This window comes from Streptomyces sp. NPDC056480, from assembly GCF_042795405.1.
Classification (GTDB): domain Bacteria; phylum Actinomycetota; class Actinomycetes; order Streptomycetales; family Streptomycetaceae; genus Streptomyces.
Map to the genome: position 1 here is coordinate 1 of NZ_JBHTSA010000031.1, position 24,536 is coordinate 24,536.

Consider the following 24,536-nt stretch of genomic DNA (forward strand, 5'->3'; position numbering starts at 1 on the left):
GTAGTACCCCACGACCAACCACCGGTTGGAACCGCCGCCTGCGGCCTCGTCGGGGAACCAGTGCTCACCGCCCCCGACGGCCTTCCCTTCGCGCCCGCGCACCCGACGCTCGCGCGCACGATCCGAGCGGAGCACCAGATGAGAGGTCAGCGAGCCGCCCTGCGGCCCTCCCGCGCCCAGACGCGCGGCGCGGCGATCGCCGCACTCGTGGCACTCGCCCCCCTTCTCCCCGCGGCCGCCGTGGCCCTGGGCGCGCACGAGGTCGACACCCGGCTCCCCTACCTCTGCACCCTGCCCTCGGGCCCGCAGCCCGCCACGGTACGAATCAGGGCGACCGTCCCCGACCGGGCGACCGTCGGCGAGACGATCGAGGCCACCGACGTCAGCACGACGCTGGAACTCCCGGCCGCGGTCGCGGCCGAACTCACCGCCCTCGAGGCCGCCACCGTACGGGCGGAGACGACGCTCACGGTCGGCGTGGGCCAGAACGGCGAGCGTACGGACGTCACATGGCTCGGCACGGCCCAGCCCGCCGCCGTCCCCGCCGAAGGCCCGCTCACGCTCACCGGCACCGGTGACGTCCCCGCCCTCACGACGGGCACCGCCGGCGACCTGACCCTCACCGCCGGAAGCCTCGCCGTCGCCCTCGCCCCGAGCAAGGCCGACGGTACGCCCACCAGTCCGGCGTCCCTCTCCGTCAGCTGCGTCCCCGGGCCGGACGCGGAGGGCCGTACGGCGCTCGCCGCGATCCCCGTCACACCGGGCTCCACCGCCCCCACGAGCCCCGGCACGCCGTCCACTCCCCCGACCGCCCCCTCCTCGTCCCCGCCCCCCTCCGCCTCGCCCTCGTCCTCGACCACCCCCTCCGGACGGCCGTGGACCCCGGCCGGCCGGGAGACCACGGACGGAACGACCGGAGCGCCGCCCGACCCGGGGTCCGCCACGGACGCCGGCAAGGGCCCGAGGGTGGCCGCCGAGGAGGCGCCCGGCACCGCAGTCCGCCCGAAGGCACCGCCCTGCATCACCGAGAAGCCGACCTCCACCTCGCTCTCCGCGTACATCACCGGCTACTCCAACGTGCGCAAGCTCGACGGGGCCTCGCTCATCCCGGTGTCCTGCGTGCAGCTCGAACAGGGCGAGCCGGTGATCGACTTCCGCCCGGACGGCACCCTGCACCTGCTCCAGAAGTCGGAGGGCTCCCTCCGGTACCAGGGGCGCAAGCAGTCCCCGCCCTTCACGTCCACCTTCCTGACCTTCGGCTTCGCGCCCACCACGGCGACCCTGGTGCTGGAGCAGGCGGGACCCCTGGTCGTCGAGTCGGACGTCCTCCTCGTCTTCCCCGACAACATCGCGGAGACCTACGTCCGGGTCCCGCTCGTCCTGCGCGTTCTCGACGTCGAGGTCAACGGCACCCCGCTGGACGTCGGCCCCGACTGCCGCACGGTCACACCGCTCAGGTCCCCCGAGCCCCAGCCCTCCAAGTACCCCGGTGACCACCTGGTGCTGCTCGGCAAGGGACAGCTCCTCAACGGCACCGACGCCACCGGCTACGTCCTCACCAGCGGCGGCCCGCTCACCGGCGAGGTGACGATCCCCGCGTTCAAGGGCTGCGGCGCCGGCGGCGAGAGCCTCGACCGCCTCCTCACCGCTTCCATCTCCGGCCCCGGCAACCACATCAGGCAGATCCAGGGCCAGACCTGCGCGGTGGGCGTGGAGGTGCCCACCGAGGGCCAGTGCACCGCGGACCGCCAGCCGTACGTGGTCCCCAAGCCCGAGCGCTGAGCCCGCGCACCCGGTCGGCCCCGGCCCACCCCGGGCCACCCCGGGTCACCCCGGGCCCGCGCCCCTCACACCCTCTCCCCCTCTCCCCTCGCCCCTCGCCCCCCTCAACGAAAGGCATCGTCATGCCCCTGGTCTCCTCCCGCACGCGCCTCGCCACGCTCTCCGCCCTGACGGCGCTCGGCGCCTTCGCCTCCATGGGGACGGCGACGGCCGCCGACCCGCAGCTGAACGGCAGTTGGGGACCGTCCACCCGCTGCCCCGTCGACGCGGGGGCGATGCTCGCCTCGGACGGTCTCGACACCTCGCCCCAGTGCGTCGTCTCCTACTCCGCGAGCGGCTCCATCAAGCTGGGCAACACCACCGTGACCACCGGCAGCACCAACCTCCAGATCGGCGTCGTCCAGAACGCGGACGGCACCAGCACCGTCGCCGCACCCGCCGGCGGCGCGCTGATCGCCGCCCCGGCCACCGTCCCCGGCGGCCTCCTCGGTCTGATGTGTCCCAGTGACATCCCGTTCATCACCGACATCTGCCGGCAGCTGACCGACGCCAAGCTCAACAAGATCACCGCCACCATGGAGTCGGTCGGCACCCCCTCGGACTTCGACCAGATCGCGGGCGTCCTCACCGACAAGCCGATCGTGTCCATCCCGGTCCGCATCCGGCTCGAGAATCCGTTCCTGGGCAGCAACTGCTACATCGGGACGAAGGCCAACCCCATCATCCTGCGCCCGAGCAACCTCACGTCGCCCGACTTCGGCGTCGAGCGCTTCAACGGCGACGGCTCCCCGAACGAGGAGGGCGACATGAGCCGTCTCAACATCCTCGGCTCCACCCAGAGCGACAAGACCTTCGCCGTCCCCGGCGCCAGCGGCTGCGGCCTCGGCTGGTTCGGTCTGATCGACGCCGCCGTCAACCTCAAGACGGGGCTGCCCTCCGCCGCCGGCAAGAACAGCCTCACCCTCAACAACACCCAGACCCACCTGACGGGCCTCTTCGCCCCCGGTCTCGCCGCACCCGACGCGGGCAAGGTCCTCTCCCGGAACTGGCACTCGGCCGTTCGGTAACGGCCATCCAGGGTCGATTCCCGGCCTACTAGGTAAGCGCGTACCCCTCCGGCACGCCAACTCTTGCTCAACGTGTGTACAGCACACAGCAGTTGACTTAGCTTCAGCAGTCCACGTAGGTACGCACCTGACGACCACGGCGGCGCCCACCACGCCAGGCTGGGCTCCGCACCGTCGCTCCCCCACCGGTCGCGTAGGAGAGCAAGGGATCGGTTCATGCCCGCAATCGCCCAGTCGCCGGACATCGGTGAACCGCTCGAACCGCTCCCCAGGGAGTTCGCCGCCCTGATGAGGCCGGAGATCCCCGGCCTCATCAAGGAGATCGGCATGGAGGTCCAGCGGACCTACCCCGTGTACGCCCATCTCTTCAACGGGCCGCACTCGGACGCGATCCGCCAGGGTGTGGAGCAGGCGCTCGCCGCCTTCGTGGAGCGGGTCGCCGACCCCGGGACGAACTCGGCCCTCAGGGACGAACTGCTCCGCAAGTTCGGCCGCGTGGAGGCCTACGAGGGACGCGACCTCGACACCTTGCTGGGCGCCTACCGCCTGGGCGCGCGCGTCGCACTGCGCCGGGCCAAGATCATCGGACGTACGTACAACCTCTCCCCCACCCTGATCCTCGCCTTCGCCGACGCCCTCTTCGCCTACGTCGACGAGCTGGAGGCGCTGTCCCGCGAGGGCTACGTCATGGTCCAGACCCGCGCGGTGTCCGACGTGGCCGCGCTGCGAAGACAGTTACTCCACCTGGTCGTCGCGGGCCCGCCGCTGCCCCGGGCGACGATCGCCGAGCTGTGCCGGGACGCCTCCTGGCAGCTCCCCGCCGAGTGCACCCTGGTCGCCCTCCGCCCGCCGCTCGCCGAACTCGTCCAGGCGGGGCTCGACCGGGACGTCCTCGCCGACCTCAGCCTTCCCCAGCCCTATCTGCTCATCCCCGGCCCGCTGACCGCCGACCGCCTCGCGATGCTCGGCTCCGCCCTGGCCGGCACCTCCGCCGTCGTCGGTCTGACCGTGCCGCCGGCCCAGGCCGCGCACTCCCTCCGCTGGGCCCGGCGCGTCCTCCAGCTCATCGACGACGGCGTCGTCGCCGACGCTCCCCTCGTGCACTGCGGGGACCACTTGACAACGTTGTGGCTGCTGTCCGACCCGGCCCTGGTGGCCCAGCTCGCCCGGCGCGAACTCGCGCCGCTCGACGAGCTGTCCGGCACCCGGCGCGACCGGCTGATCGAGACCCTGCGCGTCCACATCTCCACCCGCGCGCCCGCCGAGCAGGTCGGCGAGATGCTCGGCGTGCACGCCCAGACGGTCCGCTACCGGCTGCGGAACCTGGACAGCCACTTCGGCGACCGGCTCCTCGACCCCGACCACCGGTTCGCCCTCGAAGCGGCCCTGCGGGCACTCCACCTCGGCGGGAGACGGACGGACTGAGCCGGTCCGGGTACGCGCCTGCGCGTACCCGGCCCCGGTCGTACGGACAGCCGCCTACGCCGTCCTGGGCGTGAGGCGGCAGCGGGCCGGGCCGGCCGCCTGCAGGGTGATCGCGGGCGCCACCGGCACCACCGTGTCGACGGCCTCGAAGTCGTACCGCTGGAGGATCATCGCCAGCGCGATCACCGACTCCAGCATCGAGAAGTGCTGGCCGATGCACGCGCGCGGGCCGCCGCCGAAGGGGAACCAGGCGTAGCGGGGGCGGGCGGCCTCCGCCTCGGGCGTGAAGCGGTCCGGGTCGAAGCGCTCCGCGTCCTCCCAGTAGTCCGGATGACGGTGGGTGACCCAGGGGGCGACGATGACGTCCGCGCCGGCCGGGACGGCGACGCCGCCGATCGAGGTGGCGGCGACGGCGCGGCGCCCGATGACCGGGGCGGCCGGGAAGAGCCGCATGGCCTCCTTGAGGACCCGGGTGACGTACGGCAGGGCGTCGAGGTCAGCGGCGCCGGGGGTACGGCCGGCGAGGACCCGGTCGACCTCCTCGTGGGCCCGCTTCCGCTCCTCCGGGTGCAGGGCGAGGAGGTGGAGGGCGAAGCCGAGGGAGGTGGCGGTGGTCTCGTGGCCGGCGAGCAGGAAGACGAGGACCTGTTCGCGCAGCTCGGTCGCGTCGAAGCTGCCGTCCTCGGCGCTCTCGGCCTCGACGAGGAGGGTCAGCAGGTCCTGGCCGTCGCCGGTGGCGCGGCCGGAGTCGCGGCGCTCGGCGATGATGCGGTCGCAGACCTCGTACAGCGCCCGGTGGACGGAGGCGGCACGGCGGTTGCCGGGGGTGGGCCAGTCACGGGGGACGTTGAGCGGGGAGTAGCCGCGGCGCAGGACGTAGGCGCCGACGTCGGGGAAGTTGTTCTCGACGATCTCGACGGCCGCGTCGACGTCCGTGCCGAAGAGGATGCGGGCGACGGCACGCAGGGCGAGGCGGGCCATGTCCTGGAGGACGTCGACGGACGCGGCGTCGGCCGCCCGCCACTCCTCGGTGAGGGTGGTGACCTCGGCGGCGATGGCGGCGGCGTAGCCGTCGACCCGGCGGCGGGTGAAGAGGGGCTGGACGAGCCGGCGCTGACGGAGGTAGTCCTCGTCCTGGCTGGTGAGGAGCCCGTTACCGAAGGACTCGCGGACCTCCTGGTAGAAGGCGTTGTCCTTGCGGAAGTTGGCCGATTCCCCGGCGAGGACCTGCTGGGCCCCCTCGGCGGAGAAGACGCCGTAGACGGTGGCGCGGACGCCCGGCGGCCCGGCGGTGATCCGTACGACGTCGCCGTGGTCGCGGCGGGCGCGGAGGAAGGTGCCCAGGGAGTCGTTCTTGAGGTCGAGCATGGAGCCGAGCAGCGGCAGCCCCGCGAGCAGGGGCGCTTCGGTACCGGTGGTGATGGCCATGAACGGTTCCCCTCGAAAGTCGCCTGACGGGCGATTGTCCCGCAGCGGGTGACTCACGGGTAGGGATGCCCGAACAGCGGACCGGATCTGGCCTGTTGGCTCGATCCGGGCGCCTGTCGGAGGTGCTGGATCCGGGCGGCTGTCAGTGGTGTCTGAGACGCTCGCCCCATGGAACGCCCCGAGATGACCCTGCAACTGACCATCGACTGCGCGGACCCGCAGCGCCTGGTGCCGTTCTGGCTGGAGGCCCTGCGCTACGTCCCCGATCCGCCGCCGGAGGGTCACGCCACCTGGCGGGACTACTGGGAGGCGATCGGCGTCCCCGAGGACGAGCTGGGCGAGGACGCCGGAGAGCTCCCGGAGTCCATCGTGGACCCGAAGGGCGTGGGCCCCCGGGTCTGGTTCCAGCGCGTCCCGGAGCCGAAGACGGCCAAGAACCGCGTCCACCTGGACCTGAAGGTAGGCGGCGGCCGCGGGGTGCCGCTCGCCCTGCGCCGCGAGCGGGTGGACGGCGAGGTGACGCGGCTCACGGCCCTCGGCGCGACGATCCTGTACACGATGGACGAGCCGAACGGCATGGACTACTACGCGGTGGTCCTCCAGGACCCCGAGGGCAACGAGTTCTGTCTCGTCTGACGCCCCGCCCGGCAGGGCGGGACGGGGTCGGTGGCAGACCGCATCGCGCGGACGACGAGGAACAGGAGACCGAGGTGGCCGAGACCACGGTGGCCGAGGTGATGGCCGAGCTGGCCGCGCTGGAGGACCCGAAGGCGCGCGCGGTGAACGAGAGGCACGGTGACGACCACGGTGTGAACCTCGGGAAGCTGCGCGCGCTCGCGAAGCGGCTCAAGACGCGGCAGGACCTCGCGGAGCCGCTCTGGGAGACGGACGACAGCGCGGCCCGGCTCCTTGCGCTGCTGGTCTGCCGCCCGAAGGCCTTCGGGCGGGACGAGCTGGACGCCATGCTCCGCGGGGCACGCACGCCGAAGGTGCACGACTGGCTCGTGAACTACGTGGTGCGGAAGAGCCCCCACGCCGAGGAGCTGCGCCTGGCGTGGACCGCCGACCCGGATCCGGTGGTCGCGAGCGCCGGCTGGGCCCTGACCACCGAGCGGGTCGCGAAGAAGCCCGACGGCCTCGACCTCGACGGCCTGCTCGACGTCGTCGAGGCGGAGATGAAGGACGCCCCGGACCGTCTGCAGTGGGCGATGAACCACTGCCTGGCCCAGATCGGGATCGAGCACCCCGGGCAGCGCGCCCGGGCGCTGGGCATCGGTGAGCGCCTGGAGGTCCTCAAGGACTACCCGACGTCCCCGGGCTGCACGTCTCCGTTCGCCCCCGTCTGGATCACCGAGATGGTGCGCCGCCGGGAGGAGGCGTAGGAACACGGCCCTCCGGCCCGAGAGCGTGGCGCAACGCACGCCCGAACCGTGCCTGCTTTGTCAGACCCGGGCCCTAGCCTTGGACACATGTCCCATCACCACAGAGAGACCCCGAGCCCCGAAGCCCTGAACGACGCCATTCGCACGTTGTGGGTGCGCGCCGGCGAGCAGCAGCGCTCCCTGACGGCCGACGAGCAGCGGATCTACCAGGTACTTGTGACAGCGTGGGCCGAGGCGACGCAGACCGAGCAGAGGCTCGCCGCCTGAGCTACGGCCGCCATTCGGCGCGGTAGTCGGGATGGCCTGCGTACGGCAGAGCCAGGACCCGGATCGTCCACTCCGGCGTCACGGGCGGAGCCGTGAACCGAGCGCCGGTGTCGTCGTGGACCCAGCGCTCGCCGTCGGCTTCCGTGACCGGCCCCATCCGGCGGAGGGCGCACGACCCGGTGAACGCGTGCTCGCCGCCGAGGCCGCACACGGGCGGGCAGGAGACGGCAGAGGCGTCGAGCAGCTGCCGCTTCGCCATGACCTCGGTCACCACGCGCGCCTTGGCGATCCGGAGGTGCGGATGGCCGGCGATCTCCCACGGGCGGAGGATGCCGTCGGTGTCGCCGAGCCGGGCGGCGGTCGCGACCTCCTCCTCGTAGCGGGCCTTGAGGAATGCGATCAGGTCGTCCACGGGGCTCTCCGGAAGGCGTCCCGCCCCGGTGCGTCACGACGGGGCGGGTCCGCGTGCCGCATCGGCCGGCAGGGGCGGATGGATGGCCTCACTGTACGAGCGGCCGCCGACGGTTCGGGGGCGTTCCGCGAGGTACGGCGAAGAGGCCCGCACCGGCGCGGTGCGGGCCTTCTTCCCCGGCGCTCCTCCGTGCGCGTCGCACCGGGAGTTCCGGCCGCGCAGCCGGCTACTTCGCGATGGCCCGGCTGATCACCATGCGCTGGATCTCGCTGGTGCCTTCGAAGATCGTATAGATGGCCGCGTCGCGGTGCATGCGCTCCACCGGGTACTCACGGGTGTAGCCGTTGCCGCCGAGGATCTGGATGGCCTGTGCCGTGACCTTCTTGGCGACCTCGCTCGCGTACAGCTTGGACATGGAGCCCTCGGCCGCCGTGAAGGGCTTGCCGGCCGTCGCCATCCACGAGGCGCGCCAGACCAGCAGGCGGGCCGCGTCGATCTGGGTGGCCATGTCGGCGAGCTGGAAGGCGACGCCCTGGTTCTCGATGATCGGGCGGCCGAACTGGACGCGGGTCCTGGCGTAGTCGAGGGCGACCTCGTACGCGGCGCGGGCCGTGCCGACGGCCATGGCGCCGACCGCGGGGCGGGAGGCCTCGAAGGTGGCCATGGCGGCGTTCTTCACGCGCTCCCCGCCGCCCGCCTTGGCCTTCTCCCGGGCGCGGGCCAGGCGCTCGTCGAGCTTCTCCTTGCCGCCGAGCAGGCAGTGGCCGGGGACGCGGACGTCCTCCAGGACGACCTCGGCGGTGTGGGAGGCGCGGATGCCGTGCTTCTGGAACTTCTGGCCCTGGGAGAGGCCGGGGGTGTTCGGCGGCACGATGAAGGAGGCGTGGCCCTTCGAGCCGAGCTCGGCGTCGACGACCGCGACGACGACGTGGACGTTGGCGATGCCGCCGTTGGTCGCCCAGGTCTTGGTGCCGTTGAGCACCCACTCGTCGGTGGCCTCGTCGTACACGGCGCGGGTGCGCATCGAGGCGACGTCCGAGCCCGCGTCGGGCTCGGACGAGCAGAACGCGGCGACCTTGACGTCGTTCGCGTCGCCGTACATCTGCGGGACCCAGGTGCCTATCTGCTCCTCGGTGCCGTTGGCGAGGACGCCGACGGCGGCGAGGCCCGTGCCGACGATGGAGAGCGCGATGCCGGCGTCGCCCCAGAAGAGCTCCTCCATCGCCATGGGGATGCCGAGACCGGTCGGGTCGAAGAACTGCTGGGCATAGAAATCGAGCGAGTAGATGCCGATCTTGGCGGCTTCCTGGATGATCGGCCAGGGAGTCTCCTCACGCTCGTCCCATTCGGCGGCCGCGGGGCGCATCACATCGGCGGCGAAGCCGTGGAGCCAGTCGCGGACCTGCTTCTGGTCATCGTTGAGATCGAGCGTGAACTCGCCCATATTCCCTCCCAGCAGTACGTTACTTGCGGTAACACCAGTCTGTTACCGGCGGGTATGGGCTGTCAACCTGCGGTGGAGCGGTTCGGCCCGACCGGCAACGGACACCAGCCGGGTGTTACGTTGCGACAGCCTCACGAATCGCACGGGCGGGGAGACACGCTTATGGACATCGCACACCGGACCACCGACCAGCAGACGCCCGCCGAACAGCGGCGACGCGAACTGCTGGAGGCGGCGGACCGGGTGGTGCTCCGGGACGGCCCCAAGGCGTCCATGAACGCGATCGCGGCGGAGGCGGGCATCACCAAGCCGATCCTCTACCGCCACTTCGGCGACAAGGGCGGCCTCTACCGCGCCCTCGCCATCCGGCACACGGACGCCCTCCTCGCCGCCCTGCGGGCCGCGCTCGACGCACCGTCCGACCGCCGCCGCCGCGTCGAATCCACCCTCGACACCTACCTCGCCTCGATCGAGGCGCTGCCCCAGGTGTACCGCTTCCTCATGCATCCGGCGGAGGAGTCGCACCAGACCGAGCAGGGCTTCGACGTCGGCCGCCACTCCGCCCCGCTGCTCCGGCGGATGGGCGAGGAGCTCGGCCAGGTCATCGCCGAGCGCGTCGATCTCGGCCCCGGCGCCGAGGCCCAGGCCCGGATCTGGGGTCACGGCATCGTCGGCATGATGCACGCGGCCGGCGACTGGTGGCTCGGCGAGCGCCCCTGCTCCCGCGAAGACCTCGTCCGCAGCCTGGCCGACCTCCTGTGGGGCCGCCTCGCGCAGGCACCGGACCTTCCCGGCGGACCGGGGTTCTAGCCTCCCGCCGGGGTCGCCGGGCCCCGGTGACCCCGGGCGCCTCCCGGCCCCGACCCCGGCGGCTTCCGGGCTCCGGGTTCGGGCTCCGGGTTCGGGCTCCGGGTTCGGGCTCCGGGTTCGGGCTCCGGAAGGCCCGAGAGGCCTCCGGGCCCCTCGGGCCTCCGCCCTCGTCAGCCCTCCAGGACTCCGGCCCCGCTGCCCCACGGCTGCTTGCGGATCGCGCGGATCAGACGTGACTTGCGCCACCCCGTGACGTGGTCCGCGTAGACCCCGCCGTCCAGGTGGTCGGCCTCGTGCTGGAGGCAGCGGGCGAAGAAACCCGTGCCCTCCACCCGTACCGGAGTCCCGTCCAGCCGTACTCCCTCGACCACGGCACGGTCGTAACGGGGCGTCGGAGCCTCGAGACCCGGCAGCGAGAGGCAGCCCTCGGGCCCCCGGAACAGGTCGCCGTCCGCCTCCACCAGGCGCGGGTTCACGACATGTCCCAGGTGGCGGGTCTCCTCGTCGTCGGGGCAGTCGTACACGAAGACCCGCAGGCCCACGCCCACCTGGTTCGCCGCCAGGCCGACGCCGTTCGCCGCGTACATCGTGGCGAACATGTCCTCGACGAGGCGGGCGAGTTCGGGCCCGAAGTCGGTGACGGGCGCGCAGGGTGTGTGCAGCACGGGTTCGCCGAGCAGAGTCATCGCTCGGACGTGGCCGGAACTGCCGGGGATGGGGCGGTTTCGCATGGCGGTAAGGGTACGGTCCGCCGTGACCTGGCTGTTTCGCGCGGCCGGTCGGCGGTGCCGCTGTTCGGGCTGCTGGCCGGATCTCGATAGGCTGAGCCCGGACCGACGCAAGGAGGAACAAGAACGATGTCAGGACACCCCGGTAATCCAGAGCCGCTGTCGCCGCGCGCCAAGCTGGCCGTGACGGCGGGCAGGGCCGCGGCCGCGGTGTCGCGTGCGGCGGGACGCGGCAGCGGATCGGTGATCGGCGGCAAGGTGGCGCTGAAGCTCGACCCCGACCTCCTCGGCCGGCTCGCACAGCATCTGGACGTCGTCCTGGTGTCGGCGACCAACGGCAAGACGACGACGACCCGGCTGATCGCGGAGGCCCTGCGCGCCGCCGGCCCCGTCGTATCGAACGCCCTCGGCGCCAACATGCCCGCCGGCATCACCTCGGCGCTGGCCGGTGGCTCGGACTCCAAGTACGGCGTCATCGAGGTCGACGAGAAGTACCTGGCCGGCGTCGCCCGCGACACCACGCCCAAGGTGATCGCGCTGCTCAACCTCTCCCGCGACCAGCTCGACCGCGCCGCCGAGACCCGGATGCTCGCCGAGAAGTGGCGCGAGGGCCTCAACGGAACGAAGGCCGTCGTCGTCGCGAACGCCGACGACCCGCTCATCGTGTGGGCCGCCTCCTCCTCGCCGAACGTGGTGTGGGTCGCCGCCGGCCAGGAGTGGAAGGACGACGCCTGGTCGTGCCCCGCCTGTGGCGGTGTGATGCAGCGTCCGGGCGACGACTGGTTCTGCGGCGAGTGCGGCTTCCGCCGTCCCGCGCCGAGCTGGGCGCTCAGCGGCGACCACGTGCTCGACCCGCACGGTTCGGCCTGGCCGATCCGGCTCCAGCTGCCCGGCCGCGCCAACAAGGCGAACGCCGCGACCTCGGCCGCCGTCGCCGCCGTCTTCGGAGTGCCGCCGCAGGTGGCCCTGGAGCGCATGTACCAGGTGCAGGCCGTCGCCGGACGCTACGACGTGGTGTCCTTCCAGAGCCGTGAGCTGCGCCTGCTGCTCGCGAAGAACCCCGCGGGCTGGCTCGAAACGTTTTCCCTCATCGACGGACCGCCCGCCCCGGTGATCCTCTCCGTCAACGCGCGCGGCGCCGACGGCACGGACACCTCCTGGCTGTGGGACGTGGACTACGGCCGGCTCGCCGGACACCCGATCATGGTGATCGGCGACCGCCGGCTGGACCTCGCCGTCCGCCTGGAGGTCGCGGGTGTGGACTTCCGCGTCTGCGAGACGCTGGACGAGGCCGTCGCGATGGCCCCGCCCGGACAGATCGAGCTGATCGCCAACTACACCGCCTTCCAGGACGTCCGCCGCCGCGTCGGCAACTGACCCGTAGAGGACTTGCAGCATGAGTGACAGCAGCCTGCGCCTGGTCTGGGTCTACCCGGACCTGCTCAGCACCTACGGCGACCAGGGCAACGTCCTCGTCGTCGAGCGCCGCGCCCTCCAGCGCCGGCTCAACGTCGAGCGCGTCGACGTCCGCAGCGACCAGCCGGTGCCGACCTCGGGCGACATCTATCTGATCGGCGGCGGCGAGGACCGTCCGCAGCGGCTCGCGGCCGAGCGGCTGCTCCGCGACGGCGGCCTGTCCCGGGCCGCCTCCAACGGCGCGATCATCTTCTCGGTCTGCGCCGGCTACCAGATCCTGGGGCACGAGTTCGTCAACGACGTCGGCGAGCGGCAGCCGGGCCTCGGCCTGCTCGACGTCACCACGACCCGCGGCGAGGGCGCCCGCTGCGTCGGCGACGTCCTCGGGGACATCGACCCGCGCCTCGGCCTGCCCCAGCTGACGGGCTTCGAGAACCACCAGGGCATCACCCATCTCGGCCCGACGGCCCGGCCGTTCGCGCGGACGGTGTTCGGCAACGGCAACGGGACCGGCGACGGCACCGAGGGCGCGTACAACGACACCGTCTTCGGTACGTACATGCACGGCCCCGTCATGGCCCGCAACCCGCAGATCGCGGACCTGCTCCTGAAGCTGGCCCTCGATGTGAACGCGCTGCCGCCGACGGACGACCGCTGGTACGAGGCCCTGCGCGCCGAGCGCATCGCGGCCGCCACGCAGCCCGCGTAGCGACCGCAGGACCCGTCCGGGACGGGTCCTGGGGGCAACACGCGCGCCGTTGTTGGTCCCTCGTACGAACGTACGTTGTCCACTGTGCGGACATCCGGTTCGGCCCCGCCACCCTGCGGCGATAGGGTGGCGGGGATCCAGCCGGACGACGTGGTCCGGGAGTCGGCCCACGTTGCAAAGGTTTTTGGGCTATGCGCATTGGCGTGCTCACCTCCGGCGGAGACTGCCCCGGTCTGAACGCTGTCATCCGTTCCGTCGTGCACCGCGCCGTCGTCGACCACGGCGACGAGGTCATCGGCTTCCACGACGGGTGGAAGGGCCTCCTCGAGTGCGACTACCGCAAGCTCGACCTCGAGGCGGTGGGCGGCATCCTGGCCCGCGGCGGCACCATCCTCGGCTCCTCGCGGGTCCAGCCCGCGCACCTGGTCGACGGCGTCGAGCGCGCCCGCGGCCATGTGGCCGACCTGGGGCTCGACGCGATCATCCCGATCGGCGGCGAGGGCACCCTCAAGGCGGCGAACCTGCTCTCCGAGGCCGGTCTCCCGATCGTCGGCGTCCCGAAGACGATCGACAACGACATCGCCTCCACCGACGTCACCTTCGGCTTCGACACGGCCGTGACCGTCGCCACCGAGGCCCTCGACCGGCTGAAGACCACCGCCGAGTCGCACCAGCGCGTCCTCGTCGTCGAGGTCATGGGCCGTCACACCGGCTGGATAGCGCTGCACTCCGGCATGGCCGCCGGCGCGCACGCCGTGGTCGTCCCCGAGCGCCCCTTCGACATCGACGAGCTGACCACCCGGGTGGGCGAGCGCTTCGAGGCCGGCAAGCGGTTCGCGATCGTGGTCGTCGCCGAGGGCGCGAAGCCGCGTGAGGGCTCGATGGACTTCAAGACCGCGGGCACCGACATCTACGGCCACGAGCGCTTCACCGGGATCGCCAACCAGCTCTCCGTGGAGCTGGAGCGGCGCCTCGGCAAGGAGGCCCGCCCGGTGATCCTGGGTCACGTCCAGCGCGGCGGCACCCCCACCGCGTACGACCGCGTCCTCGCGACCCGCTTCGGCTGGCACGCGGTCGAGGCCGCGCACCGGGGCGAGTTCGGCATGCTGACGGCCCTGCGCGGCACGGACATCACGATGGTCCCGCTGGCCCAGGCCGTGGAGAGCCTCAAGACGGTCCCCGCCGACCGCTACGCCGAGGCCGAGTGCGTGATCTGACGCACGTCGGTGCGGACGCGTTCGCGTGACACCGCCCCCGGTCGCAGTCGCGGCCGGGGGCGGTTCTAGTCTGGTGCGGACAACAAGCGCGAATCGGGCTCCAGGAGTACTCACGATGGATCACAGCGGGCACGGCATGACCACGGATCTGCCGCCGTTCACGCTGGGACGGGGCCTGGAGTTCTCTCCCGACCTGTTCTTCCTGATCGGCTGCCTCGCGGCGCTCGGTCTGTACGGCTGGGGCGTGGCGCGGCTGCGGCGGCGCGGGGACGCCTGGCCGGTGAGCCGGACGGTGTTCTTCACCGTCGGCGTGCTGACCATCGCGCTCGTCATGTGCACCAAGCTCAACGACTACGGCATGGTCATGTTCAGCGTGCACATGGTGCAGCACATGGTGATCTCCATGCTGTCGCCCATCCTGCTGCTGCTGGGTGCGCCGGTGACGCTGGCCCTGCGGGCGCTGCCGGTGGCGGGCCGGGGCTCGACGGGGCCGCGCGAGCTGCTCCTGAAGCTGCTGCACAGCCGGTACATGAAGGTGATCACGCACCCCGGCTTCACGATCCCGATGTTCATCGCGAGCCTGTACGCGCTCTACTTCACGCCGCTCTTCGACTTCCTGATGGGCTCCAAGCCGGGCCACGTCGGGATGATGGTCCACTTCCTGATGGTGGGCGTGGTCTTCTTCTGGCCGATCATGGGCGTCGACCCGGGTCCGCACCGTCCGGGTTACGTGATGCGGATGCTGGAGCTGTTCGCGGGCATGCCGTTCCACGCCTTCTTCGGCATCGCGCTGATGATGGCGTCGGAGCCGATGGTGAAGGCGTACGCGAACCCGCCGGCCTCGCTGGGGATCGACGCGCTCACCGACCAGAACGCGGCGGGCGGCATCGCGTGGGCGTTCAGCGAGATCCCGTCGGTGCTGGTGCTGATCGCGCTGGTCTACCAGTGGTACCACTCCGAGCAGCGGCAGGCGGTCCGCCAGGACCGGGCCGCCGACCGGGACGGGGACAAGGAGCTGGAGGCGTATAACGCGTACCTCGCCTCGCTCCAGGCCAAGCGGTGACGACCGGCGTGCGGTGAGCGGTCGGCGGTGCCTCTTCGGGCCCGGCGCGGGACCTCTGACGGGGTCCGGCGCCGGGCCCGGTCCCTTTTCGGCGCACGCCGGAGCGTCCGGGGAGTAGCGCGCGCCCCTCTCGGGGGGTCACGATGGGCTGGACGGCTTCCACGACCTCGGTCGGGAGGAGGGCGGACTGATGTCCGGTGGCACGAAGACGATGGCGGTGCTGACCTGCGCCGCGGTGGTGCTCACGACGGCCTACACGGTGGCGCTCGGCAGCAGCGGCTGGCTCTGGTTCGGCTCGGTGGTGCTCGCCGTGGCGACGATCGGCCTGGCCGCGTCGGACAGCGCGCCCCCGGCGGTCCCACGCCGCCGGCCGCCCGCGGGTCCGGGCCCGGCGAGCCCCTGAGCCGGCCCGATCGACCGGTCGCGCCTTCAGTTCCGCGGTGCGAGGACCACCCAGACCTGCCCCGGCGCGAAGGCCAGCGGCTCGCCGCCCGGGGTGGTGAAGGTGGTGCCCGACCCCGGCGACGTACGGGACCAGCGGGCCTCGTACGCGCGCCCGTCGCGCAGGACGAGCGCCGTGCCACTCCCGACGGTCTCGGTGTACGGGGAGACCGCGCCGGTGACGTCGTGGAACCGGGAGGACCGGACGGCGACGCGCTGGACGACCACGGTCGACGGGGCGAGCGGTCCCGTGTCGGTGGCGCGTGCCGCGCGGCCGTCCATCGCCACCCGCCAGGTCCGGTCGGAGGCGGACCAGGTGAAGGTGTAGCGGGCCGCCGGGTAGCGGACGGTCTCGGAGCCGACCGCGGTGCCGCCCGCCGGGGCGGGGCCGAAGCGGAAGCCGATGTCCCGGGCGTTCTGGGGCTCCGGGACGGTGGCGAGGGCCCGCTCGGGCCGCAGATAGAGGTTGTGCGGGGCGGCCCGGCCCGGGGAGCGCAGGAACGCGCCGGGGCCGGTGGTCTCGGTGACGGGCTGGAGCGGCGCGGCGCTGAGCAGCGGGTTCAGGGCGGACTGCGCCCCGGAGTAGGCGAGGACGGGCCGGCCGAAGGCGCCGAGCAGCTCGATGTCGGACTCGCGGGCGCTGCGGACTGGTCCGACGCGCTCGGGGAGGCGGGAGGAGTACACGGCGAGGAGCCGGGTCGTGCCGCCCTCGACCTGTTCGACGTAGACGAGATCGGCGGCGCCGAGCCCGGTGTGGGGGCGGGCCGCGGCCACGTTGTCGATCTTGACGGCGAGGACGGGGCCGGGCCGTGCGGGGAGCCCGGTGAAGGGCGAGAGGCCGGTCGTGACGGGTGGCGTGGTGGCGGGCGGGGGTGCCGTGGTGACGGGCGCGGGCGTGGTGGGCGCGGGTGTCGGCGTGGGGGCCGGTTCCGGCGTACCCGGGTCGGAGCAGCCGTACAGCCCGGCCGCCGTCACCGCGCACAGCAGGGCGGTGAGGACGCGGCCGGGGCGCCTGGCTCCGCGCTCGCGTGTCATGGTGACGCTCCCCCACCAGTGGACCACGGGGCCGCGCACGGATACAACGGGCTTGACGGACGACGAACGGGGGTCGCGGGTGTTCTACCACCTGATGAAGTACGTGCTGCTGGGACCGCTCCTGAAGCTGCTGTTCCGGCCGCGCATCGAGGGGCTCGAGCACATCCCGGAGGAGGGTGCGGCGATCGTCGCGGGCAATCACCTCTCCTTCTCGGACCACTTCCTGATGCCGGTCGTGCTCGACCGGCGGATCACCTTCCTGGCGAAGCAGGAGTACTTCACGGGGCCGGGGATCAAGGGCCGGCTCACGGCCGCCTTCTTCCGGGCGGCCGGGCAGATCCCGGTCGACCGCTCGGGCAAGGAGGCCGGCAAGGCGGCGATCCGGGAGGGCCTCGGGGTGCTCGGGAAGGGTGAGCTGCTCGGCATCTACCCGGAGGGCACGCGCTCGCACGACGGGCGGCTCTACAAGGGGAAGGTGGGCGTGGCGGTGATGGCGCTGACGGCCGGGGTGCCGGTGGTGCCCTGCGCGATGGTGGGGACCTTCGAGATCCAGCCGCCGGGGAAGGTCGTGCCGAGGATCCGCCGGGTCACCATCCGGTTCGGGGCGCCGCTGGACTTCTCCCGGTTCGCCGGGTCGGCGGGCGAGAAGGCGGTGGTCCGCGCGGTGACGGACGAGATCATGTACGAGATCCTCCGGCTGTCCGGGCAGGAGTACGTGGACGACTACGCGGCGGTGGTGAAGGCGGCGGAGGCGGGGGCCGACGGCTGAGCCCCGGCCGGGTTCCCCCGGCCGGAACGCTGTGAGCGGATCCGCGCTCGGCGCAAACTCCTGGGCCGCCGCACCGGACGGTCGTAGCGTCTCGATCATGACCAAGGGAACCGCGTTCGTACTGGGTGGATCGGGACAGGTGGGGCGGGCGGCCGTGCGGGCGCTCGTCGCGGACGGCTGGGAGGTGACGGCCGCCTCGCGGGGCGGCGGCAGGGACGAGAGGTGGCCGGCGGAGGTCCGGTCGGTGGCGCTCGACCGGAACCGGGAGGGCGCGCTCGAGGCCGGTCTGGGCGACGGATGCGATGTGCTGGTGGACGTCGTGGCGTACGACGCCGGGCACGGCCGGCAGCTGACGGGGCTCTCGGGCCGGATCGGTTCCGCGGTGGTGGTGTCCAGCGGCGCCGTCTACGAGGACGAGCAGGGGCGCAGCTTCGACACCCAGGACCGGCCGGACGGCTTCCCCGACTATCCGCTGCCGATCCCGGAGGACTGGCGGACGGTGGCGCCCGGCGACCGTTCGTACGGCACCCGGAAGGTGGCGCTGGAGCGGGAGTTGCTGGCGGCGGGCGACGCCCTGCCGACGACGGTGCTGCGGGCGGGCGCGATCCACGGGCCGTACTCCCCGGGGCCGCGGGAGCTGTGGTTCGTGAAGCGGGCGCTCGACGGGCGGCCGGTGCGGCTGCTCGCGTACGGCGGGGCCTCGCGGTTCCACCCGGTGCACGTGGACAACCTGGCGGAGCTGGTCCGGCTGGCGGCGTCGAACCCGGGCAGCCGGGTGCTGAACGGCGGGGACCCTGAGGCACCGACGGTGGCGGAGATCGGGGCGGCGATCGACGCGGTCATGGGCGTCGGCAGTGAGACGGTGCTGATCGAGGGCGCGCCGCCGCGGGACGTCGTCGGGTCCACGCCCTGGACCGCGCCGCGTTCCGTGGTCTACGACATGGCGGCGGCGGAGCGGGAGTTGGGGTACCGGCCGGTGGTGTCGTACGCGGACTCGCTGCCGGAGACGGTCGCGTGGCTGACCGGGCGGGTGGCGGGCCGGGAGTGGCGGGAGGCCTTCCCGGGTCTCGCGAAGTACGGGGTGGACTTCTTCGACTACGCGGCGGAGGACGCCTGGCTGGCGTCGCGGAGGTGACACGGGTGAGGGGAGGGACGGCTGTCCCTCCCCTCACCGGGCCGTCAGCGTGTTACGGCTTCGGGGTGGCGTGCGGGGCGCAGGTCTGGTCCCTGGCGTCCAGCTTGCCGGTCAGCAGGTAGGCCTCGACCTTGGTGTTGAGGCACGGGTTGACGAGGCCCGTGATGCCGTGGGAGCCGGCGTCCTTCTCCGTGATCAGGCGCGAGCCCTTGAACCGCTTGTGCAGTTCGACGGCGCCGGCGTACGGGGTGGCGGCGTCGCGCTCGGACTGGGCGATGAGCACCGGCGGCAGGCCCTTGCCGGTCTTGACCTCGGTCGGGCGCTGGCGCGGCGCGGACCAGGTGGCGCACGGAAGGTTCATCCATGCGTTGGCCCAGGTCATGAAGGGGTACTGCTTGTGGAGCCGGGTGTTGTCCCGGTCCCACTTCTTCCAGCTGGTCGGCCAGGGGGCGTCGGCGCACTCGACCGCGGTGTAGACGGCGTTGCCGTTCTCCGAGGCCGCGTTGCCGGCGGTGTCGGTCGGGTCCGAGGCCGCGTTGTCGATGAGCGGCTGCGGGTCACCCGCGGCGTACGCGCTCCACGCCTCGGCCACCGGGGCCCACATGGAGTCGTAGTAGGGGGCGTTCTGGAAGAAGCCGATGAGCTCGGCCGGGCCGACCTTGCCGCCGAGGGGCGCCTTCTTGGCGGCGGCGCGCAGGGTCACCCACTGCTGCTGGACCTCCGCCAGGGTGTCGCCGAGGTGGTAGGTGGCGTCGTTCTGGGCGACCCAGGTCATCCAGTCCTTGAGCCGGCCCTCGAAGGCGATGTCCTGGTCGAGGTTGACCTCGTACCAGATCTTGCGCGTCGACGGGTTCACGACGCTGTCGAGGACCATGCGGCGGACGTGGGTCGGGAAGAGGGTGCCGTAGACCGCGCCGAGGTAGGTGCCGTAGGAGACGCCGACGAAGTTGAGCTTCTTCTCGCCGAGGGCGGCACGGATGACGTCGAGGTCGCGCGCGGTGTTGGGCGTGTTCATGAAGGGCAGCATGTCGCCGCTCTTCTCGGCGCAGCCCTTGGCGTACTCGGCGGCGAGCTTGCGCTGCGCGCGCTTGTCGGCCTCGCTGTCGGGGACCGGGTCGGGCTTGGGGCCCTTGACGAACTCGCTCGGGTCGACGCAGGAGATGGGGGCCGACTTGCCGACGCCTCGCGGGTCGAAGCCCACGAAGTCGTAGGCCTTGGCGGCGCCCGCCCAGATCGCGTTCTTGGTGGTGACCCGGCGCGGGAAGCGCAGGCCGGAGCCGCCGGGGCCGCCCGGGTTGTAGAGGAGCGCGCCCTGGCGCTCGGCGGGGGTGCCGGTGGCGTTGATCCGGTCGACCGCGATCTTGATCTTCTTGCCGTTGGGCTTCGCGTAGTCGACGGGGACGGTGACCCAGCCGCACTGGATCGGCTTCTCGAGGCCCCAGTCGGCCGGACAGTCCTGCCAGTCGATGCCCGCCTGGGCGGCCCGCGCCGCCGCCACGGCGACGCCGATCGACTCGGCGTCACGCAGGTGGCGGTTGCTGTCGGCGTTCGCCGCCGGGGCCGCGAGCGCGCCCGCGACGAGCGTGCCCGCTATCAGGGTGCCGGCCGAGCCGAGCATTGCCGTACGTCTCAACGAGTACTCCCCCAAGATGAGCGCCACCCCCCGTGGCGGCGCTGTGTGTTGGCTGTCCGGGGGATCCTTTCGTCCCGGGGGCACCCGATGAAAGGGCGAACACGTGTTTCTTTGCCGAACCAATAACCGGTGAACGGTGTACCGCTGAGCGGTGACCTCTCGGCGGTACGTGCAGATCCGTCCAGAACTCTTCAGAACGGGGCGAGTTCGGACAGCGCGGTGTCGAGCAGACGCCGGACCGCGAGGGCGTCCGGGGCGACGACGGTGGCGAGGGCCGCGGGTCCGGCGAGCGGGGTGACGGCGGCGTGCTCGCCCAGCAGCCGCGGCCGCACCGGCTTCTCCGCGAACGCCGGGTCGACGACGAGGAGCTGCCCGGTGGCCCGGTGGCCGCCGAGGACCGCGCCGCCGTCCCAGCCACCGGGGGCGCCGGGGCCGAAGGCCAGCTCCTGGTCGAGAAGGGGCCGCCCGGCGCGGCGGACGGTGAGGCGGGTGACGAGGGTGCCGGGCGGTTCGCCGTGCCGGCCGAGGATCTGCTCCTCGCGGAGGACCAGCCGGGCCGTGGCGGCGAGCTCGACGACGGTCCGCATCCGCAGATGGGAGCCGTGCACGGAGACCACCTGCTCGGGCAGCCAGCGGAGCACCCCGTCCTCGCCGACGGTGAGCCGGACGTCGTACGCGGCCGGCTCGGCGCCCCGGCCCGGCAGGGCGAGGGTGGCGGCGGCCGAGTCGACCAGGAGCCTGGCCCCGTCCCGTACCTCGGTCTCGACGGCGAGCCGGTCACCGCCGAGCGGCGCGCTCATCGCCCCGACCACGGTCACCCGGGTGTACGACCCGGAGGCCCTGGTCCGGCGCAGGGCGAGGGGCCCGTCGCTCACGAGCAGCGGCAGGCCCCCGTCGGCGTCGGCGGAGATCCGGGCGGTGGCGCGCAGGCTCACGCGGTCCATGCCCCGAGCTGGGCCCGGACCCAGTCGGCGACCGGGGCGACGCCGTGCTCGGCGCGCAGCGAGGTGAAGGCGACGGGCAGGTCGCCGCGCTGCTCCTTGGCGTCGCGTGCCATCCGCTCCAGGTCGGAGCCCACGTACGGGGCGAGGTCGGTCTTGTTGACGACGAGCAGGTCGGCGGTGGTGACGCCGGGGCCGCCCTTGCGCGGGATGTCGTCGCCGCCGGCCACGTCGATGACGAAGATCTGGGCGTCGACGAGTCCCTTGGAGAAGGTGGCGGTCAGGTTGTCGCCGCCGGACTCGACGAGGATGAGGTCGAGCGGACCGACCGTGTCCTCGAGCTCCTCGACGGCTTCGAGGTTGGCGGAGATGTCGTCGCGGATGGCGGTGTGCGGGCAGGCGCCCGTCTCCACGGCCTGGATCCGCTCGGGCGGCAGGACGGCGTTGCGGAGCAGGAACTCGGCGTCCTCGCGGGTGTAGATGTCGTTGGTGACGACCGCGAGGGAGAGGCTGTCGCGCAGGACCCGGCAGAGGGCGGCGACGGTGGCGGTCTTGCCCGAGCCGACCGGCCCGCCGAGCCCGATGCGCAGGGCGCGGCGGGTGCCGTCGGGGCGGTGGGCGTCGGCGGAGACGGCGCCGTGGTGGGTGTGGCCGTGGTCGAGGTGCATGGGGCGGCTCCAGTGGTTCTCAGGATGCGAAGAGTCGGACGGGCCAGGACGCGTGCTGTTCGGCGGTGATGTCGAGGAGGGGCGCGGAGGCCGCGGGCAGGGCGTCGACGCCCTGCCGGGCGGCCCGCGCTGCCTCCGCGGCGACCAGGTCCATGGCGGGGGCGAGACGGGCGAGGACGGCGGTGGCCTTGAAGGGGTCCAGGCCCAGCAGCCGGACCACGGCGGTGGCGGGACCGCTGACGGTCTCGTACGCGACGCAGTGCGCGGCGTCCTCCGGGCCGAGCCCGGCTGCGCGGGCGGCGACACCGAGGACGACGGGCTGATGGGCGCCGCGCGGGAACGCGGCGGCGAGCGCGTCGAGTTCGGCGCAGGGCCAGGTGGCGCGCGCCGCCCGCATCATCTGCCGGCCGAGCTTGCGGGCGGCGGCGCGCAGGGCGGGCGAGGGGGTGCGGGCGTCGGCGGCCGCGTCGAGTCCGTCGGGGTCGAGTCCGTGCGCGGCCCCGGCGGCGAGCCCGGCGGAGGTGAGTCCGGTGGTGTGCAGCCGGCCCCGGCAGAAGGCTTCGAGTCCGGCGGCGTCCTTGATGCGGCCGGCCTTGACGGCGGCCTCGGCGCCGCCGGAGTGGGCGTGCCCGCCGGCGGGGAAGCGCCCGTCGGCGAGTACCAGGAGTGCGGAGCGACTCGCCATCAGAAGAGGAAGTAGCGCTGGGCCATGGGCAGTTCGGCGGCCGGGGCGGGTTCGACCGCTTCGCCGTCGATCGTGACCGTGAAGGTGTCGGCGTCGACCTCGACCCGGGGCATCGCGTCGTTCTCCCGCATGTCGGCCTTCGACACCCGGCGGGTGCTGCCGATCGCGGTGAACTCCTTGTGCAGGCCGAGCCGTTGTGCGATGTCGTCCTCGATGGCGGCCTGGGCGACGAAGTTGACCGAGCCGGCCGCCGCCGCCTTGCCGAGCGCGCCGAACATGGGCCGGGGCAGGACGGGTTGGGGCGTGGGGATGGAGGCGTTGGCGTCGCCCATCTGCGCGTAGGCGATCTGGCCGCCCTTGAGGACGGTGAGCGGCTTCACCCCGAAGAAGGCGGGCTCCCACAGGACCAGGTCGGCGAGCTTGCCGGGTTCGACGGAGCCGATGAGGTGGTCCATGCCCTGGGCGACGGCCGGGTTGATCGTGTACTTGGCGACGTAGCGGCGCGCGCGGTGGTTGTCGGCGCGGCCGTCCCCGGGCAGGGCGCCGCGCCGCTTCTTCATGACGTGGGCGGTCTGCCAGGTGCGCATGACCACCTCGCCGATGCGGCCCATGGCCTGGGAGTCGGAGGAGATGATCGAGATGGCGCCCAGGTCGTGGAGGACGTCCTCGGCCGCGATGGTGGAGGGCCGGATCCGGGACTCGGCGAAGGCGAGGTCCTCGGGGACGGCCGGGTTGAGGTGGTGGCAGACCATCAGCATGTCGAGGTGTTCCTCGATGGTGTTGACGGTGTGCGGCCGGGTGGGGTTGGTCGAGCTGGGCAGGATGTACGGCTCCGAGACCACCGTGATGATGTCGGGTGCGTGGCCGCCGCCCGCGCCCTCCGTGTGGTACGCGTGGACGGTGCGCCCGGCGATGGCGGCGAGGGTGTCGCCGACGAAGCCGGCCTCGTTCAGGGTGTCGGTGTGGATGGCGAGCTGGGCGCCCGTCTCCTCGCACACGCCGAGACAGGCGTCCATGACGGCGGGGGTGGCGCCCCAGTCCTCGTGGATCTTGAATCCGAGGGCTCCGCCGCGCAGTTGGGAGTGCATGGCCTCCCGGGACATGGTGTTGCCCTTGCCGAGCAGGCCGATGTTGACGGGGAAGGTGTCGAGGGCCTCGAACATCCGGGCCGTGTGCCAGGGGCCGGGGGTGACCGTGGTCGCCTTGGTGCCCTCGGCCGGTCCCGTACCGCCGCCGACGAGGGTGGTGACGCCGGTGGCGAGGGCCTGCTCGACGACGGTCGGCGAGATGAAGTGGACGTGGGCGTCGACGGCGCCGGCGGTGACGATCCGGCCGTTGCCGACGATGATCTCCGTCTCGGGGCCGATCACGAGGTCGGGGTGGACCCCGTCCATGGTGTCGGGGTTGCCGGCCTTGCCGAGGGCGGTGATCCGGCCGTCCCGGATGCCGATGTCGGCCTTGACGACGCCCCAGTGGTCGATGACCACGGCGCCGGTGATCACCGTGTCGGGGGCGCCCTCGGCCCGGGTGGTGCGGGCCTGGCCCATGGACTCGCGGATGACCTTGCCGCCGCCGAAGACGGCCTCGTCGCCGGCGCGGCCGGGGCCGCCGCTGCGGTCCTCCTCGATCTCGACGAGGAGATCGGTGTCGGCGAGCCGGATGCGGTCGCCGGTGGTGGGGCCGAACAGGTCGGCGTAGACGGCGCGATGCAGGTCAGGCACGGTCGGCCCCCTCGGCCTCGGTGGATTCGGCAGCGTGGTCGCCCGTGTCGAGCGGGCCCGCCGTGCCGCCGCGCAGACCGGGCACGATCCGGCGGCCGGCGAGCGGGACGAGTTCGACCTCGACGGGGATGCCCGGCTCGAAGCGGACGGCGGTACCGGCCGCGATGTGCAGCCGCTGCCCGTGCGCGGCGGCGCGGTCGAAGTCCAGGCCGGGGTTGACCTCGGCGAAGTGGTAGTGGGAGCCGACCTGGACGGGCCGGTCGGCGGCGTTGAGCACGGTCAGACGCGTGACGGGGCGCCCCTCGTTCAGGGCGACGGCGCCGTCCGCGTACAGGATCTCTCCGGGGATCATCGGCGC

25 protein-coding genes are annotated in these 24,536 nt (G+C 72.7%); 14 read left to right on the plus strand and 11 right to left on the minus strand.

What is annotated here, in order from left to right; all coding sequences use genetic code 11:
* Nucleotides 1-138 precede the first annotated feature (138 nt).
* The 3 genes from ACFQ79_RS16205 (at nucleotide 139) to ACFQ79_RS16215 (ending at nucleotide 4,274) form a co-directional block, all read left to right on the plus strand.
* On the plus strand, nucleotides 139-1,782 hold the full coding sequence (locus ACFQ79_RS16205) for a DUF6801 domain-containing protein (RefSeq protein WP_383583637.1): 1,644 nt from the start codon (nucleotides 139-141) through the stop codon (nucleotides 1,780-1,782).
* A gap of 122 nt (nucleotides 1,783-1,904) precedes the next feature.
* Nucleotides 1,905-2,849: a hypothetical protein gene (locus ACFQ79_RS16210; RefSeq protein ID WP_383583640.1), complete on the plus strand. Its 945-nt coding sequence runs from the start codon at nucleotides 1,905-1,907 to the stop codon at nucleotides 2,847-2,849.
* Between the two features lie 216 nt (nucleotides 2,850-3,065).
* Nucleotides 3,066-4,274, plus strand: a complete 1,209-nt coding sequence (locus tag ACFQ79_RS16215) for a helix-turn-helix domain-containing protein (protein WP_383583643.1) — start codon at nucleotides 3,066-3,068, stop codon at nucleotides 4,272-4,274.
* Nucleotides 4,275-4,328: 54 nt separating this feature from the next.
* Here the strand turns inward: ACFQ79_RS16215 and ACFQ79_RS16220 are convergent, their stop codons facing one another.
* Complete coding sequence (locus ACFQ79_RS16220) at nucleotides 4,329-5,702, minus strand: cytochrome P450 (RefSeq protein ID WP_383583645.1); 1,374 nt, start codon at nucleotides 5,700-5,702, stop codon at nucleotides 4,329-4,331.
* A 168-nt stretch (nucleotides 5,703-5,870) separates the two neighbouring features.
* Here ACFQ79_RS16220 and ACFQ79_RS16225 point away from each other — a divergent pair, with 168 nt between their 5' ends.
* From ACFQ79_RS16225 to ACFQ79_RS16235, 3 genes are all read left to right on the plus strand, one after another.
* Nucleotides 5,871-6,338, plus strand: a complete 468-nt coding sequence (locus ACFQ79_RS16225) for a VOC family protein (RefSeq protein WP_383045473.1) — start codon at nucleotides 5,871-5,873, stop codon at nucleotides 6,336-6,338.
* Between the two features lie 74 nt (nucleotides 6,339-6,412).
* Complete coding sequence (locus ACFQ79_RS16230; RefSeq protein ID WP_383583648.1) at nucleotides 6,413-7,084, plus strand: DNA alkylation repair protein; 672 nt, start codon at nucleotides 6,413-6,415, stop codon at nucleotides 7,082-7,084.
* An 87-nt stretch (nucleotides 7,085-7,171) separates the two neighbouring features.
* On the plus strand, nucleotides 7,172-7,351 hold the full coding sequence (locus ACFQ79_RS16235; RefSeq protein WP_383583650.1) for a hypothetical protein: 180 nt from the start codon (nucleotides 7,172-7,174) through the stop codon (nucleotides 7,349-7,351).
* 1 nt (nucleotide 7,352) lies between these two features.
* Here ACFQ79_RS16235 and ACFQ79_RS16240 read toward each other — a convergent pair whose 3' ends face one another.
* Both ACFQ79_RS16240 and ACFQ79_RS16245 read right to left on the minus strand, forming a co-directional pair.
* Entirely contained in the window at nucleotides 7,353-7,763 is a 411-nt protein-coding gene (locus tag ACFQ79_RS16240) for a DUF6221 family protein (RefSeq protein ID WP_383583654.1), read from the minus strand.
* A 226-nt stretch (nucleotides 7,764-7,989) separates the two neighbouring features.
* A complete protein-coding gene (locus ACFQ79_RS16245) occupies nucleotides 7,990-9,207 on the minus strand; it encodes an acyl-CoA dehydrogenase family protein (RefSeq protein WP_383583656.1) in 1,218 nt (405 codons plus the stop codon).
* A 162-nt stretch (nucleotides 9,208-9,369) separates the two neighbouring features.
* On the opposite strand from ACFQ79_RS16245, the gene ACFQ79_RS16250 reads away from it, so the two are divergent.
* The gene (locus tag ACFQ79_RS16250) at nucleotides 9,370-10,017 is read left to right on the plus strand and encodes a TetR family transcriptional regulator (protein WP_383583659.1); all 648 of its coding nucleotides are present in this window, start codon (nucleotides 9,370-9,372) and stop codon (nucleotides 10,015-10,017) included.
* Between the two features lie 170 nt (nucleotides 10,018-10,187).
* Here ACFQ79_RS16250 and def read toward each other — a convergent pair whose 3' ends face one another.
* Nucleotides 10,188-10,748, minus strand: a complete 561-nt coding sequence (gene def, locus ACFQ79_RS16255; protein WP_383583661.1) for a peptide deformylase — start codon at nucleotides 10,746-10,748, stop codon at nucleotides 10,188-10,190.
* A gap of 126 nt (nucleotides 10,749-10,874) precedes the next feature.
* On the opposite strand from def, the gene ACFQ79_RS16260 reads away from it, so the two are divergent.
* From ACFQ79_RS16260 to ACFQ79_RS16280, 5 genes are all read left to right on the plus strand, one after another.
* Nucleotides 10,875-12,122, plus strand: a complete 1,248-nt coding sequence (locus ACFQ79_RS16260) for a MurT ligase domain-containing protein (protein ID WP_383583663.1) — start codon at nucleotides 10,875-10,877, stop codon at nucleotides 12,120-12,122.
* 19 nt (nucleotides 12,123-12,141) lie between these two features.
* Nucleotides 12,142-12,870 carry a type 1 glutamine amidotransferase gene (locus ACFQ79_RS16265; RefSeq protein ID WP_383583665.1) on the plus strand — a complete coding sequence of 243 codons (729 nt, stop codon included), beginning with the start codon at nucleotides 12,142-12,144 and terminating at the stop codon, nucleotides 12,868-12,870.
* A 191-nt stretch (nucleotides 12,871-13,061) separates the two neighbouring features.
* Entirely contained in the window at nucleotides 13,062-14,087 is a 1,026-nt protein-coding gene (locus tag ACFQ79_RS16270; RefSeq protein ID WP_073902085.1) for a 6-phosphofructokinase, read from the plus strand.
* A gap of 115 nt (nucleotides 14,088-14,202) precedes the next feature.
* Nucleotides 14,203-15,150, plus strand: coding sequence for a cytochrome c oxidase assembly protein (locus ACFQ79_RS16275; protein WP_383583667.1), 948 nt, complete (start codon nucleotides 14,203-14,205; stop codon nucleotides 15,148-15,150).
* A gap of 190 nt (nucleotides 15,151-15,340) precedes the next feature.
* A complete protein-coding gene (locus tag ACFQ79_RS16280; RefSeq protein WP_383583800.1) occupies nucleotides 15,341-15,553 on the plus strand; it encodes a hypothetical protein in 213 nt (70 codons plus the stop codon).
* 26 nt (nucleotides 15,554-15,579) lie between these two features.
* Here ACFQ79_RS16280 and ACFQ79_RS16285 read toward each other — a convergent pair whose 3' ends face one another.
* Entirely contained in the window at nucleotides 15,580-16,626 is a 1,047-nt protein-coding gene (locus tag ACFQ79_RS16285; RefSeq protein ID WP_383583669.1) for a DUF3048 domain-containing protein, read from the minus strand.
* 79 nt (nucleotides 16,627-16,705) lie between these two features.
* On the opposite strand from ACFQ79_RS16285, the gene ACFQ79_RS16290 reads away from it, so the two are divergent.
* Nucleotides 16,706-17,395, plus strand: a complete 690-nt coding sequence (locus ACFQ79_RS16290) for a lysophospholipid acyltransferase family protein (RefSeq protein ID WP_383583792.1) — start codon at nucleotides 16,706-16,708, stop codon at nucleotides 17,393-17,395.
* Between the two features lie 97 nt (nucleotides 17,396-17,492).
* Nucleotides 17,493-18,530 carry an NAD-dependent epimerase/dehydratase family protein gene (locus ACFQ79_RS16295; RefSeq protein ID WP_383583671.1) on the plus strand — a complete coding sequence of 346 codons (1,038 nt, stop codon included), beginning with the start codon at nucleotides 17,493-17,495 and terminating at the stop codon, nucleotides 18,528-18,530.
* A gap of 52 nt (nucleotides 18,531-18,582) precedes the next feature.
* Here the strand turns inward: ACFQ79_RS16295 and ACFQ79_RS16300 are convergent, their stop codons facing one another.
* From ACFQ79_RS16300 to ACFQ79_RS16325, 6 genes are all read right to left on the minus strand, one after another.
* Nucleotides 18,583-20,163, minus strand: a complete 1,581-nt coding sequence (locus tag ACFQ79_RS16300) for an alpha/beta hydrolase (RefSeq protein ID WP_383583673.1) — start codon at nucleotides 20,161-20,163, stop codon at nucleotides 18,583-18,585.
* A 191-nt stretch (nucleotides 20,164-20,354) separates the two neighbouring features.
* Nucleotides 20,355-21,098 carry an urease accessory protein UreD gene (locus ACFQ79_RS16305; RefSeq protein ID WP_383583795.1) on the minus strand — a complete coding sequence of 248 codons (744 nt, stop codon included), beginning with the start codon at nucleotides 21,096-21,098 and terminating at the stop codon, nucleotides 20,355-20,357.
* Nucleotides 21,095-21,772 (minus strand): urease accessory protein UreG, encoded by a 678-nt coding sequence (gene ureG, locus ACFQ79_RS16310; RefSeq protein WP_383583676.1) that lies wholly within the window; start codon nucleotides 21,770-21,772, stop codon nucleotides 21,095-21,097. The genes ACFQ79_RS16305 and ureG overlap by 4 nt, the downstream gene beginning before the upstream one ends.
* A 19-nt stretch (nucleotides 21,773-21,791) precedes the next feature.
* The gene (locus ACFQ79_RS16315) at nucleotides 21,792-22,457 is read right to left on the minus strand and encodes an urease accessory protein UreF (protein WP_383583679.1); all 666 of its coding nucleotides are present in this window, start codon (nucleotides 22,455-22,457) and stop codon (nucleotides 21,792-21,794) included.
* On the minus strand, nucleotides 22,457-24,178 hold the full coding sequence (locus ACFQ79_RS16320) for an urease subunit alpha (RefSeq protein ID WP_383583681.1): 1,722 nt from the start codon (nucleotides 24,176-24,178) through the stop codon (nucleotides 22,457-22,459). The genes ACFQ79_RS16315 and ACFQ79_RS16320 overlap by 1 nt, the downstream gene beginning before the upstream one ends.
* Nucleotides 24,171-24,530 carry an urease subunit beta gene (locus ACFQ79_RS16325; protein WP_383583684.1) on the minus strand — a complete coding sequence of 120 codons (360 nt, stop codon included), beginning with the start codon at nucleotides 24,528-24,530 and terminating at the stop codon, nucleotides 24,171-24,173. Before ACFQ79_RS16325 ends, ACFQ79_RS16320 begins: the two co-directional genes overlap by 8 nt.
* Nucleotides 24,531-24,536 lie beyond the last annotated feature (6 nt).